We start from the raw sequence: 13,126 nt of genomic DNA, 5'->3' as shown, positions 1-13,126 counted from the left end.
GCGATGGGGTTGGTTTCGCGAGTCTTAACCAAATTGCGACTTCAGCGTTGGGTTGCATTGAGACTCGCAAGTCGATATTTGCGAGAATTTCCCTCTATGCGACGTGAGTATAAGGCGCGTGTCTTCCGGTTGTCTTCTCGCGAAAGCTCAACGGTGCGCCGTTCTAGCCCAGGCCGTCTAGCGTGGCCGGTTCGGCGTCGCTGAGCGGCAGGTCGCAGGGATCCTTCGGGCCGCCGGGCTGGGGCGGCGGACGGGCGCCGCGTTCGCGGGCCGACATCAGCGACCAGCCGCCCGGCTTGAGGATCTCAAGCGGAGAGAAGCGCGCCTTGTAGGCCATCTTCTCGCTGCCGGGCACCCAATAGCCCAGATAGACGTAGGGCAGGGCGCTTTGCTGGGCTTGGACGATGTGATCCAGGATGATGAACGAACCCAGGCTGCGCCGGGTCTCGTCGGGCTTGTAGAAGCTGTAGACCAGCGACAGACCGTCGGCGAGTACGTCGACCAAGACGCAGGCGATCAGATCGCCCGGACCGCGATCCTGGGACTTGCGGCGGTATTCGATGAGATGCGTGCGGACGGCCGTATCCTCGACCATGGCGACATAGTCGGGCCAGGTCATCTCGGCCATGCCGCCATCGGCGTGACGGGCCAGCAGATAACGGCGCAGCAGTTCGAACTGCTCCAGCGTCGCCTCGGCCTCGACCAGGTGGCGTTCCAGGTCGTCGTTGCGGTTCAAAACCTTCCGCTCCGAGCGCGACAGCACGTAGTCGGCGGCCGGCGCCCGTGCGGACTGGCAGGCGCGGCAGGTCTCGCAGGCCGGGCGGTAGGCGATGTTCTGCGAGCGACGGAAACCAACCTGGGTCAGGCTGTCATTGACCGTCGGGCCGTCGGAAAGCGGCAGGTGGGCGAACACCTTGCGCTCCTCGCGGCCGGGCAGGTACGGGCAAGGCGTAGGCGCTGTCAGGAAAAACCGAAGCTGTCGCGTCGGAAAATGCTGCGTCACTTTAGCCCTGTCCCCTTACAGCTCGTTCGCTGACCCTCGACGGGATTAGGGGGCATAGCGTTCGGTTGCGCAAGCGTCACAAGACCCGCTCGCGGCCAACCGTCACAGGTTGTCGGGCAGAACGGGCTTCTCGCGCAGCAGCACGATCGAGATTCGGCGGTTGCCCGCCAGGGTCGGATCGTCCGGATAGAGCGGCTCGGAATTGGCCTTGCCCGAAACCTGATAGATCCGGTCGTCCGGCACGCCGAAGCCGCGCAGCACCTGGCGGGAGGCGTCGGCGCGCTCGGCCGACAGGCTCCAGTCGCCGTCCTGCTTCTTGCCGTAGGCGTTGGCGCTGGTGTGACCCGCGATCGTCACGCGGTTGGGCAGCTGGTTGATGACCTTGGCGACGGCGCGCAGCAGGATCTTGGCGCGATCGTTCGGGGTCTTGGAGTTCTCCTGGAACATCGAGCGCCCCTCCTGGTCGACCAGCTGGATGCGCAGGCCTTCCGGGGTCTGGTCGATCAGGATCTGCTTCGACAGCTCGGCCAGTTCGGGCATGTCCTGCAGAGACTGGCGCAGCGACTGGGCGGCCGAGGCGAAGGCGTCCTGGTCTTTCTTGGCCATGGCGTCGCGCAGGGCCTGATCGTTGGCCGAGTCGAGGTTGGCCGCCTTGCTGGACTGACCTTCCTTGCCGACATTGTCGGGGGCCTCGGGCGCCATCTGCTTGATGACCGACAGCTTGCCGTCGGCCTTGGCGCCGTCGTCGCCCAGCGAGGTGCCGCCCAGGATGCCGCCCGAACCGCTGGTCGTGGAGGAGATCGAGGCTGGCGCGAAATAGTCGGCGATGCCTTGTTTCTGCTCGGGGCTGGTCGTGTTCAGCAGCCACATCAGCAGGAAGAAGGCCATCATGGCCGTCACGAAGTCGGCATAGGCGACCTTCCAGGCGCCGCCATGGTGCCCATGGCCGCCGCCCTTCTTGATCTTCTTGATGATGATCGGCTGTTCGCTGTTGACCGCCATCGTGCTTAAGCCTGCTTAACTTTCACGCCTCAACCTGCCCATGGATGGTTAAGATGGCGTTGCCAGGCGCAGCGACGAGCCGTCGCGGGTCAGGCCAGAACGAGGTCCGCCAACGCCTCCGCGTTCCAGGCGGTTTCCCGAGGCGCGACGACGATGGGCGCGCGGCGCTCAAACCGCTTCAACATCTCTATCGTCTGGTTCAGGTCTGGCGCATCGAGGCTCTCGCTGACCACGATGGCGGCGACGGCCAGCGCGCGGGCGCGTAGCGCCTCCAACGCCGTCAGAACGTGACTGACCGTGCCCAGATAGCTGCCGGCGACCAGAAGGACGGGCAGGTCCAGAGCGATCATCAGATCAAGGTTGGTGGCGTCGTCGGTCAGCGGCGACATCACGCCGCCGGCGCCCTCGACCAGGACGAGGTCGACGTCGCGGGCGGTCAGCCAGGTCCGGCTGTCGGCGACCAGATCATCGATGGCCAGGGTCTCGCCCTCCATCTGGGCGGCGAGGTTCGGCGCCAACGGGGCGGCGTAGCGGCGTGGCGAGACCTCGGCCCAGGCGTCCGGACGGCCGATGGCGGCGGCGAGCCGGGCGGGATCGCTAGCCTCGGGCGCGCGCGGGTCGAAACCGCTGACGACCGGCTTGAAGGCGTCGACGCGCGCGCCTCGTGCCCGGGCGGCCCGCAGCAGGGCGCAGGCGACGTGGGTCTTGCCAAGGTCGGTGCCGGTTCCCGCCACGAACAGCGCTTTCATGCCGCGACCTTTCTCAGGTGGGCGATCGCGTCAGCCAGACGGATGACGTCGGCGTCGTCATGGACGGCGCTGAAGGCCAGGCGCAGGCGAGCGGTTCCCTCCGGCACGGTTGGCGGTCGGATGGCCACGACCAGGAAGCCCAGATTCTCCAGCGCCGCCGAGGCGGCGAGCGCGGCCTCGGCGCCGCCGAAGATCACCGGCACGATCGGACTCTCGGCGTCTGGCAGGCCCAGACGGCGGGTGAACAGGCGCGCCTTGGCCAGCGGCGTCTCGGTCAGCCCAGGATCGGCGTTGATGATGTCCAGCGCCGCCAGGGCCGCGCCCGCCGAGGCCGGCGGCAGGCCGGTGGCGTAGACCAGCGTGCGGGCGCGGGTCTTCAGCAGGTCGACAACGGCCCGCGAGCCGCAGAGATAACCGCCATACGAGCCGAGCGCCTTGGACAGCGTGCCCATCTGCAGCGGGATCTTGGCCTCGGGGAACAGAGCGCCCGAGCCGCGCCCCTGGGCCAACACGCCCACACCATGGGCGTCATCGCTGAGCAGCCAAGCGTCATGGGCTTGGCAAAGAACCGACAATTGATCCAGCGGCGCGATGTCCCCATCCATCGAGAACACGCCGTCGGTGGCGACCAGCGCGCGGCGAGCCCGCGGCCGCTCGGCCCCGAGGCGGCGCTCCAGGTCCGCCATATCGTTGTGCGCGAAAGGGACGATCCTTGCGCCGGAGAGCTGGGCGCCCGCCCAGATGCAGGCGTGGGCCAACGCGTCGACCAGAATCACGTCGCCAGGACCGACCAGGGTTGGAATGACGCCGAGATTGGCCAGGTAGCCCGAGCCGAACACGCAAGCCGCCTCGGTCCCCTTCAGACGGGCCAGTCCCTTTTCGAGGTCGGACAACAGGGGGTGATCGCCGGTGACGAGGCGCGAGGCGGCCGCGCCCGCGCCATAGTTCAGAGCCGCCTCGGCCGCCGCCGCGCGGACGAGCGGATGATGGGCCATGCCCAGATAGTCGTTGCACGAGAACGATATCAGTCGCCGACCGTCGCGCTCGACCACAGCGCCGTCGTGGCGGCGCGAGGGCTTCAGGCGCCGGCGCAGGCTTTTGGCGTCCAGGCTCGCCAGCTTCTCGTCGGCGAAGGCTTCGAGGCTTTGCATGTCGTTTCCCTTTGCCGAGACCGGTGGGCGGGAATAGGCAAGGCGCCCCGAGTCCGCAAACGGAAAGCGCCGTCATGCCTCATCCTTCACAGGGCGACCCTGATTGGTTGACCGAAGGGGCGTCCAGCGTCTGGCGGCCCTATTGCCAGATGAAGACCGCGCGGCCGCCGCTGCCCGTCGTGGCGACGCGAGGATCGCGACTGACGTTGGCCGACGGGCGCGAACTGGTGGACGGCCTGGCCTCTTGGTGGACGGCCTGCCATGGCTACAATCACCCCCACATCGCCGACGCCCTGCGTCGACAGATCGACGCCATGCCGCACGTGATGTTCGGCGGTCTGGCGCATGAGCCCGCTTACCGTCTGGCCGCGCGGCTGGCGGGGCTGTTGCCCGGCGATCTGGACCACGTCTTCTTCGCCGAGAGCGGCTCGGTGGCGGTCGAGATCGCCATGAAGATGGCCCTGCAGTTCCAGATCAATCGCGGCGTGACGGGACGAACGCGGTTCCTGGCGTTCCGGGGCGGCTATCACGGCGACACCCTGGCGACCATGACGGTCTGCGATCCGGAGGAGGGGATGCACAGCCTGTTCGCTGGCGTCATGCCCGCGCAGGTGATCGCCGACCTGCCGCGCGACGCATCTGGCGAGGCCGCGCTGGACGCCCTCCTGGCCGAGCGGGCGCACGAGATCGCGGCGATCCTGGTCGAGCCGCTGATCCAGGGCGCGGGCGGTATGCTGCCGCATTCCCCCGAAGTGCTGCGAACCCTGCGTCGCCTGGCCGACAAGCATGGAGTCCTGCTGATCTTCGACGAGATCTTCACGGGCTTTGGTCGCACCGGAACGCTGTTCGCCATGCAGGCGGCGGGGATTGAGCCGGATATCGTCACCCTGTCCAAGGCCCTGACCGGCGGGACCCTGCCGCTCTCGGCGGCGGTGGCCTCGCGCGCGGTGTTCGAGGCCTTCTGGTCCGACGAACCGGGCGCGGCGCTGATGCATGGTCCCACCTACATGGCCAATCCTCTGGCTTGCGCGGCGGCCAACGCCTCGCTGGATCTTTTCGCGGACGGAACCTGGGCGACGAATGTCGCGCGAGTTTCGGCGGCGTTGGCCGAAGGGCTGGCGCCGTGCCGGGCGGGCCGGGGCGTGGTCGACGTTCGCGCGTTGGGCGCGATCGGCGTCGTGGCGTTCGACGCCCCCGTGGCCGTGGGCGAACTCTGCGGGCGCTTCGCTGAGCTCGGGGCCTGGATCCGGCCGATGGGCAAGGTGGTCTATCTGACGCCGGCCTTCACCACGCCGGACGAGGACCTCGAGCTTCTGACCAAGGCCGTCCGAACGGTGGTCGGCGTCGCCTGAGGCTCGGATTGACCCGAAGGGCGCCGTCTGGTCCAAGCGGAGCCATGTCCGCCAAGTCTTCGCCGCTGACCGGCCTGGAATACCTCGCGATCCTGGGGATCATCCTGACCTGGGGGATCAACAACGCCGCCGCCAAGGTGGCGACGCACTACCTGCCGCCGATGCTGATGGGCGGCCTGCGCTTTACCGCCGCCCTGGCGTTTCTTTTTCCGTTCATCAAGCCGCCGTTTCCGGCGCCCAGGACCCTGCTGGCCATCGTGCTGCTGACCGGTCCGATCCATTTCGGCATCATCTATATCGCCTTCAGCATGGCCGACGCGTTGAGCCCGCTGGTGGTGGCCAGCCAGCTGTGGATCCCGTTCACGGCCCTCTTCGCCTGGCGGGTCCTTGGCGAAGACATGCCCCGGGCCGCGGTGGCGGGTCTGGTCATCGCGTTTCTCGGGGTCGGTTGGATGAGCCTGGATCCGCATGGCGCCGGCGATTTTCCGGCCGTTCTGCTCGTGACCCTCGCCAGCGCCTGCTGGGCCATGGCCACGGTGCTGGTGCGCAAAACGCCGGGGATCAAGCCGCTGAAGCTTCAAGGCCTGACCGCCGTGGTCGCCGCGCCCGCGTTGCTGGGCCTGTCGGCGCTGTTCGAGACGAACCAGGTCGCCAAGATCGAGGCCGCGCCGCCGATCGCCTGGCTTTGCGTTCTATTCGCCGGCGTCGTTTCGACCATCGGCGCCAGCGCGCTGCTGTTCTGGCTGGTCCAGCGGCGGGAGGCCGGACGGGTCGCGCCCTATTTTCTGCTGACGCCGCTGGTCTCGTGCACGATCGGCGTGCTGTTCCTGGGGGATCGGCTGTCGCCGCAACTGCTGGTCGGCGGCGGCGCGACCATGGTCGGCGTGGCGCTGGTGGCCCTGACCGAGCAGCGCGCCAAGGCCTTGGAGAGCGCGGCCAAGACCGTTTAGGCCTTTGGCTCCGGGCACTGCTCCGCCGGTTCGCGGGCCAGAAGCGCCGGCGTGGCGGTGACCTCGATCTGGCCGCCGTCGTCGGCGTAGACGCCCGTCAGCAGCTTGCCGCGCACCCCGATCGGCTCGCCAGGGTGGGGACGGATCAGGAGCAGGTCGTCGAGATCCGCCAGGTCATCGACGCTGATATAGCCGGCGCCGACCGTGGCGTAGCCACGGACATCGGCGACGCCCGAGCCCGCGCGCGACGACTTCAGGACCCAGCCGGGTGGAGTGTGGCAGACCGACACGACGTCCGCCCCGGTCAGTTGCAGCTCGAAGGACTGAAGGTTCTGGTTGCTGTCGGCCGGGCGCCAGGTCAGCGAGACCAGTTCCGTGGGCGGCGGCGCGGGCGGAGCGGGCGGCGGCGCGACCTTGGCGGCGGCCGGGGCCTTGGCGCCCGGCTTGTCGCCTTTGTCATGGCAGGCGGCCGTCGCGACGAGCGCGAGAGCCATCAGGGACAGCCGCCAGGTGCGCATGGAATCTCCCGCCACGATCTAGAGCAACGTGGCGGGAAGCTATTCCTCTACTTGAGCACGCCGCAAGCGGCGCGCGCGCCAGCGCCGCCGATCGGCTGGCTCTTGTAGTCGTCGGCGTTGGCGTGGACCACGATGGCCGAGCCGTCGGCGTCCAGCAGGGCGGGGCGGCCGCCCGCGCCTTTCAGCGACACCAGGGTCGAGAAGGCTTCGGCCGTGGCCGAGCCATCGGCGCCGGCGAAGACGTTGGGCAGATCGCCGGCGTCATTGGCGTCGGGATTGAGCAGACCGTGAACCGTCGTCGCGGCGGTGTGCACGTGAGCGCCGGCCGACTTGAAGTCCGGCGCCGAGCAGTCGCCCTTCTCGTGGAAATGGACCGCGTGCCAGCCCGGCGTCAGGCCTTTCAGCTCAAGTTTCAGCAGCACGCCATGCGGGGCTTCGGTGACGGTGACCGTTCCCGCGTCCTTGCCGTCGCTGGTCTTCATGGCCGCCGTCGCGGCGGTTTGGGCGAGCGCTGGAGACGCCGCCAGCAGGGCAACGAGGCTCAGGGCCGTCGTGACGGTGAGCTTACGCATGGGTTTTCCTTCTGAAACAGCCGGGTGATGGGACGCTGGCCGCTGGAAAGGTGGCGCCGTCCCTGTCGGAATGCTAACAGTTTCCGGGAGTTCCGTGTTCGATTCTGACGGCGAAAAATCCCCTTGAGCGACGATCAAAACACCGTTCCCCCTGACGCTTCGGGCGGGGATGTCGCCCCTATCAATATCGAGGACGAACTGCGTCGTTCGTATCTCGACTATGCGATGAGCGTCATCGTCAGCCGCGCCCTGCCGGACGCGCGCGACGGTCTCAAGCCGGTGCACCGCCGCGTGCTGTTCTCGATGCACGAGCAGGGGCAGACGCCGGAGCGTCCCTACGTGAAGTCGGCCCGCGTGGTCGGTGACGTGATGGGTAAGTACCACCCGCACGGCGACGCCTCGATCTACTTCACCCTGGTGCGGATGACCCAGTCGTTCTCGATGGGGCTGGTGCTGATCGACGGTCAGGGCAATTTCGGTTCGGTCGACGGCGATATGCCGGCCGCCATGCGTTACACCGAGTGCCGCATGGCTCCGCCGGCCATGGCGCTGCTGGCCGACCTGGACAAGGACACGGTCGACTTCCAGGACAACTACGACGGCAAGGAGCAGGAACCGACCGTCCTGCCGTCGCGCATCCCCAATCTGCTGGTCAACGGCGCCGGCGGCATCGCCGTCGGCATGGCCACCAATATTCCGCCACACAATCTGGGCGAAGTCATCGACGCCTGCCTGCTGCTGATCGATCAGCCGGATGTCACCACCGACCAGCTGCTGGATCTGGTGCCGGGGCCCGACTTCCCGACCGGCGGCGAGATCATCGGCCGCGCGGGTCCGCGTCAGGCGCTGCTGACGGGCCGTGGCTCGGTGGTGATGCGCGGCGTCGCCTCCGTCGAGGAACTGCGCGCCGGCCGCGAGGCCATCATCGTCACCGAGATCCCGTATCAGGTGAACAAGGCCACCCTGGTCGAGCACATCGCCGAACTGGTTCGCGAAAAGAAGATCGAGGGCGTCGCCGATATCCGCGACGAGTCGAACCGCGACGGCATGCGCATCGTGGTCGAGCTGAAGCGCGACGCCTCGGGCGAGGTGATCCTGAACCAGCTGTACCGCTTCACCGCGCTGCAGACCTCGTTCGGGGTCAACATGCTGGCCCTGAACCGTGGGCGGCCGGAGCAGATGGGCCTGCACCAGCTGATCCAGCTATTCGTCGAGTTCCGCGAGGAAGTCGTCGTCCGCCGGACCAAGTTCGAGCTGGGCAAGGCTCGCGATCGCGGCCACGTGCTGGTCGGTCTGACCATCGCCGTCGCCAATATCGACGAGTTCATCCACATTATCCGCTCGTCGAAGGACCCCACCGAGGCCCGCGAGCGCCTGGTGGCCAAGGCCTGGCCGGCCGGCGACATGCTGCCGCTGGTCGAGCTGATCGCCGACCCGCGCACCGTGCAGGAAGACGGCGGCTTCATCCGCCTGACCGACGAGCAGGCCCGCGCCATCCTGGCCCTGACGCTGTCGCGCCTGACCGGCCTGGGCCGTGACGAGATCGGCAACGAAGCCGCCGCCCTGGCCGACGCCATCCGCGGCTATCTGGAGCTGCTGTCCGACCGCGCCAATATCATGGCGGTGGTTCGCGAAGAGCTGGTCGAGGTCCGTGAGAAATTCGCCATTCCGCGTCGCAGCCAGATCGTCGACGGCGACGCCGACGTGGAGGACGAGGACCTGATCGTCCGCGAGGACATGGTGATCACCGTCACCCTGGGCGGCTATGTCAAGCGCACGCCGCTGGCCAATTACCGCACCCAGCATCGGGGCGGGAAGGGCAAGTCGGGCATGGCGACCAAGAGCGAGGACGCCGTCACCCGCGTCTTCTCGGCCTCGACCCACGCGCCGCTGCTGTTCTTCACCTCGGGCGGCAAGGTCTACAAGATGAAGGTGTGGCGCCTGCCGCTGGGCGCCGCCAACTCGCGCGGCAAGGCGTTCGTGAACCTGCTGCCGATCGAGCCGGGCGAAACCATCACCTCGATCCTGACCCTGCCGGAGGATGAGGCCACCTGGGGCGGGCTGGACGTGATGTTCGCCACCCGCTCGGGCAGCGTTCGTCGCAACAAGCTCAGCGACTTCGTGGACGTCCGCCGCAACGGCAAGATCGCCATGAAGCTGGATGAAGGCGACGGCATCGTCGGCGTCGCCGTCTGCAGCGCCGACCAGGACGTGTTGCTGACCACCGCGGCCGGCCGCTGCATCCGCTTCTCGGTCGACGAGGTGCGCGTGTTCGCCAGCCGTGACTCGACCGGCGTGCGCGGCGTCAAGCTGGCGGACGGCGACGAGGTCATCTCGATGGCGGTGCTGCGCAGCGTCGACGCCACGCCGGCCGAGCGCGCGGCCTACCTCAAGCACCAGCGCGCCATGCTGCGCGCCGCCGATGGCGAGGGCGAGGACATCCCCGTCGCGGCCGAAGAGGACGAAGAGGGCGGCGACGAAACCACGCTGACGCCCGAGCGGATCGCCGAATTGGGCGCGGCCGAGGAAATCCTGCTGACCGTGTCGTCGGAAGGCTTCGGCAAGCGCACCAGCGCCTACGACTTCCGGCGCACCGGTCGGGGCGGCCAGGGCTTGGCGGCGCAGGACCTCAGCAAGCGCGGCGGCCGTCTGGTGGGCTCGTTCCCGGTCGAGGAAAGCGACCAGATCCTGCTCGTCACCGACGCTGGCCAGCTGATCCGAGTGCCTGTTTCGCAAATTCGTGTTGCGGCGCGGAATACTCAGGGCGTAACCATCTTCCGCACCGCGCAGGACGAGCATGTCGTCAGCGTCGAACGTCTCGCCGATTCCGGCGGCGACGATAATCAGGGCGAGGACAGTGGGGCGGACGAGACCCCGTAACCCTCGACGCCAGAAGCAGGGGGTTGCATGCGGGTTGGGCTTTATCCGGGGACCTTCGACCCCGTCACCAACGGTCACCTCGATATCATCGGGCGGGCCGTCAAGCTGGTCGACAAGCTGGTGATCGGCGTGGCGGTGAACATCGGCAAGGGGCCGCTGTTCTCGCTGGAGGAGCGGGTCGAGATCCTGGAGCGCGAGACGGAGCATCTGACCAAGATCGCGCAGATCGAGGTCCGTCCGTTCGAAAGCTTGCTGATGCATTTCGCCCGACAGGTGAACGCGCAGATGATCGTGCGCGGACTGCGGGCCGTGGCCGACTTCGAATACGAATTCCAGATGACGGCGATGAACCAGCAGCTGGATCGCGAGATCGAAACCGTCTTCCTGATGGCCGATCCGCGCCACCAGGCGATCGCCTCGCGCCTGGTGAAGGAAATCGCCACCCTGGGCGGGGACATCGGCAAGTTCGTCCCGGCCGGCGTGGCTCAGCAACTGCTGGCCAAGGTGGGCAGGGGCTAGTTCCTTCGCCGTTATCCGGCCGGAATCGTGCGCTTCAACATTCGCCGCACTTGTCGGGGAGGCCGTGTCGTTCTACGCCCGGCCGCGACTGTTCTGTTCGGGGAATTCGATGAAGCTCGCCACCACCGCCGCCGCGCTGGCGCTCGCCGCCGCCGCGACCTCTTTTGGGGCGGCTTCGGCCCAGACTGTTCCGGCCGCCTCCGATTGGCGGACGCCCGACCCGAACAACGTCATCGTCGTCGAGACCAACAAGGGCCGCATCATCGCCGAACTCTACCCGGAGGCCGCGCCAAACCACGTCGAACGCGTGCGGTCGCTGGTCAAGAGCGGCTTTTATAACGGCCTGACCTTCTTCCGCGTGATTGGCGACTTCATGGCCCAGACGGGCGATCCGCAGAACACCGGCATGGGCGGTTCGGATCAGCCGAACCTGACGGCCGAGTTCACCTTCCGCCGCGGGGCCGACATGCCGCTGGCCGAGGGCTTCAAGGTCGGAACCAACGAGGCGGGATGGTGGAAGTCGCTGCCGGTGACCAGCCAGAACTCGGCGCTCGCCGTGATGACCGCCGACCGCAAGGTGGCGACCTGGGGCAATTTCTGCTCGGGCGTCCTGGGTATGGCCCGCGCCGGGGATCCCGATAGCGCCAATAGCCAGTTCTTCTTCATGCGCCAGGCCAACGCTTCGCTGGACAAGACCTACACCGCCTTTGGCCGGGTGCTTTCGGGTCTGGACGTCGTGCGCGCCATCAAGACCGGCGAGCCGGTGCCTGATCCGCAGGACAAGATGATCAGCGTCAAGCTGCTGGCCGACCTGCCGGCCGACAAGCGCCCCTCGATCCAGGTGATGGACACCCGTTCGGCCGCCTTCAAGGCCCTGGTTGTCAAACGTCAGGGCGAGATGGGCGGCGGCTTCACCAACTGCGATGTCGACGTTCCCGTACAGGTGAAATGATGACCCGTTCGCGCGCGCTTCTGGCCGGGCTTTGCCTGGCGGTCCTGGCCACGCCGGCCCTCGCGGCCAAGCCGACCCCGCCGGCCAAGCCCTCCACGCCGGCCAAACCGTCGGAACAGGACTGGCGAACCCCCGCGCCCGAGACGGTGATGGTGATCGACACCAACAAGGGGCGCGTGCTGGTCGAACTGATTCCGGAGGTCGCGCCCAACCATGCCCAGCGCCTGCGAGATCTGACCCGCGCCGGATTTTATGACGGCCGCACCTTCTTTCGAGTCATCGACCGGTTCATGGCCCAGACCGGCGATCCTCAGAACACCGGCGAAGGCGGCTCGACCAAGCCCAACCTGAAGGCGGAGTTCACGTTCCGGCGCGCCGCCGACACCGGCTTCGTGCCGATGGCCGCGCCGGCTGGCCTTGAAGTGGGCTACCTGAAATCCCTGCCCGTCGTCAGCCAGGCCTGGAGCTGGAGCGAGATGACCAGCGACAAGAAGGTCTCGGCGTGGGGAACCTACTGCCCCGGCGTGCTGGGCATGGCCCGCGACGAGGACAACAACTCGGCCAACAGCCAGTTCTTCCTGATGCGCCAGCCCTATCCGTCTCTGGACAAGCGCTACACCGCGTTCGGGCGGGTGATCAGCGGCCTGGACGTCGTCCGCGCCATCAAGGTCGGCGAACCCGTGCCGCCGCCCCAGGACGTCATGCAGAAGGCGCGCCTGCTGTCGGACATTCCCGAGAGTCAGCGCCCCAAGGTCCGCGTGATCGATCCCAAGGGGCCGTGGTTCGCCGCCGAGACCAAGCGCCTGCGCGCTCTGAAGGGCGCCGATTTCTCGGTCTGCGACATCGACCTGCCGGTCGAGGTCCGTTGACGGAGCCTTGGCGTCCCGTTCCGCCCAGCGCCGTGCGTTTCACACTTTTGGGAAAATGCTCTAGAAGCGCGGGCACATCTTTTTCACCCAAGGGAAGACCATGTCGGCCGACCTCGAAAACACCCTGATCCTGACCCTGGATACCGGTCCGGTCACCATCAAGCTGCGTCCGGATCTGGCGCCGGGCCACGTGGCGCGGATCAAGGAACTGGTGCGGGAAGGCTTCTATGACGGCGTCGTCTTCCACCGCGTGATCCCGGGCTTCATGGCGCAGGGCGGCGATCCGACGGGCACCGGCCGCGGTGGGTCGGATAAGCCGGACCTGAAGGCCGAGTTCAACGACGAGCCGCACGTGCGCGGCGTCTGCTCGATGGCCCGCACGCCGAACCCGGATTCGGCCAACAGCCAGTTCTTCATCTGCTTCGACGACGCCACCTTCCTGGACAAGCAGTACACGGTCTGGGGGCAGGTGACCGAAGGCATGGAAAACGTCGACGCCCTGCCCAAGGGCGAGCCGCCGCGCGCGCCGGGCAAGATCATCAGCGCCCAGATCGCCGCCGACGCTTAAGGCCAGGCATCATCGCGACCATCAAGACGGCCTCGGACCAT

The 13,126-nt window shown here is 67.5% G+C and carries 13 protein-coding genes; 7 read left to right on the top strand and 6 right to left on the bottom strand.

Annotated features, from left to right (window positions below; genetic code table 11):
- Window positions 1-163: 163 nt before the first annotated feature.
- The 4 genes from OR37_RS13370 to bioF form a co-directional block, all read right to left on the bottom strand.
- Window positions 164-1,003, bottom strand: coding sequence for an arginyltransferase (locus OR37_RS13370; RefSeq protein WP_035017402.1), 840 nt, complete (start codon window positions 1,001-1,003; stop codon window positions 164-166).
- A gap of 102 nt (window positions 1,004-1,105) precedes the next feature.
- Complete coding sequence (locus OR37_RS13365; protein ID WP_004620697.1) at window positions 1,106-2,005, bottom strand: flagellar motor protein MotB; 900 nt, start codon at window positions 2,003-2,005, stop codon at window positions 1,106-1,108.
- An 89-nt stretch (window positions 2,006-2,094) separates the two neighbouring features.
- Window positions 2,095-2,754 (bottom strand): dethiobiotin synthase, encoded by a 660-nt coding sequence (bioD, locus tag OR37_RS13360; protein ID WP_004620695.1) that lies wholly within the window; start codon window positions 2,752-2,754, stop codon window positions 2,095-2,097.
- Window positions 2,751-3,905 (bottom strand): 8-amino-7-oxononanoate synthase, encoded by a 1,155-nt coding sequence (gene bioF / locus OR37_RS13355; protein ID WP_004620692.1) that lies wholly within the window; start codon window positions 3,903-3,905, stop codon window positions 2,751-2,753. The genes bioD and bioF overlap by 4 nt, the downstream gene beginning before the upstream one ends.
- 74 nt (window positions 3,906-3,979) lie before the next feature.
- Here bioF and OR37_RS13350 point away from each other — a divergent pair, with 74 nt between their 5' ends.
- Together OR37_RS13350 and OR37_RS13345 are read left to right on the top strand one after the other, a co-directional pair.
- Window positions 3,980-5,257 (top strand): adenosylmethionine--8-amino-7-oxononanoate transaminase, encoded by a 1,278-nt coding sequence (locus OR37_RS13350; RefSeq protein WP_004620690.1) that lies wholly within the window; start codon window positions 3,980-3,982, stop codon window positions 5,255-5,257.
- Window positions 5,258-5,301: 44 nt separating this feature from the next.
- Window positions 5,302-6,207, top strand: coding sequence for a DMT family transporter (locus OR37_RS13345; protein WP_004620688.1), 906 nt, complete (start codon window positions 5,302-5,304; stop codon window positions 6,205-6,207).
- Here OR37_RS13345 and OR37_RS13340 read toward each other — a convergent pair.
- Together OR37_RS13340 and sodC are read right to left on the bottom strand one after the other, a co-directional pair.
- Window positions 6,204-6,725 (bottom strand): hypothetical protein, encoded by a 522-nt coding sequence (locus tag OR37_RS13340; RefSeq protein ID WP_004620685.1) that lies wholly within the window; start codon window positions 6,723-6,725, stop codon window positions 6,204-6,206. The two genes, OR37_RS13345 and OR37_RS13340, sit on opposite strands and share 4 nt — an antisense overlap.
- 47 nt (window positions 6,726-6,772) lie before the next feature.
- Window positions 6,773-7,297 (bottom strand): superoxide dismutase[Cu-Zn], encoded by a 525-nt coding sequence (gene sodC, locus OR37_RS13335; protein WP_004620684.1) that lies wholly within the window; start codon window positions 7,295-7,297, stop codon window positions 6,773-6,775.
- 123 nt (window positions 7,298-7,420) lie between these two features.
- Here sodC and gyrA point away from each other — a divergent pair, with 123 nt between their 5' ends.
- The 5 genes from gyrA (at window position 7,421) to OR37_RS13310 (ending at window position 13,085) form a co-directional block, all read left to right on the top strand.
- On the top strand, window positions 7,421-10,177 hold the full coding sequence (gyrA, locus tag OR37_RS13330) for a DNA gyrase subunit A (protein ID WP_004620683.1): 2,757 nt from the start codon (window positions 7,421-7,423) through the stop codon (window positions 10,175-10,177).
- Window positions 10,178-10,204: 27 nt separating this feature from the next.
- The gene (coaD, locus tag OR37_RS13325; protein WP_004620681.1) at window positions 10,205-10,696 is read left to right on the top strand and encodes a pantetheine-phosphate adenylyltransferase; all 492 of its coding nucleotides are present in this window, start codon (window positions 10,205-10,207) and stop codon (window positions 10,694-10,696) included.
- 109 nt (window positions 10,697-10,805) lie between these two features.
- On the top strand, window positions 10,806-11,648 hold the full coding sequence (locus OR37_RS13320; RefSeq protein ID WP_004620680.1) for a peptidylprolyl isomerase: 843 nt from the start codon (window positions 10,806-10,808) through the stop codon (window positions 11,646-11,648).
- Window positions 11,648-12,517, top strand: coding sequence for a peptidylprolyl isomerase (locus OR37_RS13315; RefSeq protein ID WP_004620678.1), 870 nt, complete (start codon window positions 11,648-11,650; stop codon window positions 12,515-12,517). The genes OR37_RS13320 and OR37_RS13315 overlap by 1 nt, the downstream gene beginning before the upstream one ends.
- A 100-nt stretch (window positions 12,518-12,617) precedes the next feature.
- Window positions 12,618-13,085 carry a peptidylprolyl isomerase gene (locus tag OR37_RS13310; protein ID WP_004620676.1) on the top strand — a complete coding sequence of 156 codons (468 nt, stop codon included), beginning with the start codon at window positions 12,618-12,620 and terminating at the stop codon, window positions 13,083-13,085.
- Window positions 13,086-13,126: the final 41 nt, after the last annotated feature.

Source organism: Caulobacter vibrioides OR37 (assembly GCF_000372645.1).
Classification (GTDB): Bacteria; Pseudomonadota; Alphaproteobacteria; order Caulobacterales; family Caulobacteraceae; genus Caulobacter; species Caulobacter vibrioides_E.
This window is presented reverse-complemented; position numbering and strand designations above follow the sequence as displayed.

Coding starts and splice junctions, on each gene's coding strand:
- OR37_RS13340 (WP_004620685.1), bottom strand. CDS start 6,725: ATGCGCACCTGGCGGCTGTCCCTGATGGCTCTCGCGCTCGTCGCGACG.
- OR37_RS13320 (WP_004620680.1), top strand. CDS start 10,806: ATGAAGCTCGCCACCACCGCCGCCGCGCTGGCGCTCGCCGCCGCCGCG.
- bioD (WP_004620695.1), bottom strand. CDS start 2,754: ATGAAAGCGCTGTTCGTGGCGGGAACCGGCACCGACCTTGGCAAGACC.
- coaD (WP_004620681.1), top strand. CDS start 10,205: ATGCGGGTTGGGCTTTATCCGGGGACCTTCGACCCCGTCACCAACGGT.
- OR37_RS13345 (WP_004620688.1), top strand. CDS start 5,302: ATGTCCGCCAAGTCTTCGCCGCTGACCGGCCTGGAATACCTCGCGATC.
- OR37_RS13350 (WP_004620690.1), top strand. CDS start 3,980: ATGCCTCATCCTTCACAGGGCGACCCTGATTGGTTGACCGAAGGGGCG.
- OR37_RS13365 (WP_004620697.1), bottom strand. CDS start 2,005: ATGGCGGTCAACAGCGAACAGCCGATCATCATCAAGAAGATCAAGAAG.
- OR37_RS13315 (WP_004620678.1), top strand. CDS start 11,648: ATGACCCGTTCGCGCGCGCTTCTGGCCGGGCTTTGCCTGGCGGTCCTG.
- OR37_RS13310 (WP_004620676.1), top strand. CDS start 12,618: ATGTCGGCCGACCTCGAAAACACCCTGATCCTGACCCTGGATACCGGT.
- bioF (WP_004620692.1), bottom strand. CDS start 3,905: ATGCAAAGCCTCGAAGCCTTCGCCGACGAGAAGCTGGCGAGCCTGGAC.
- sodC (WP_004620684.1), bottom strand. CDS start 7,297: ATGCGTAAGCTCACCGTCACGACGGCCCTGAGCCTCGTTGCCCTGCTG.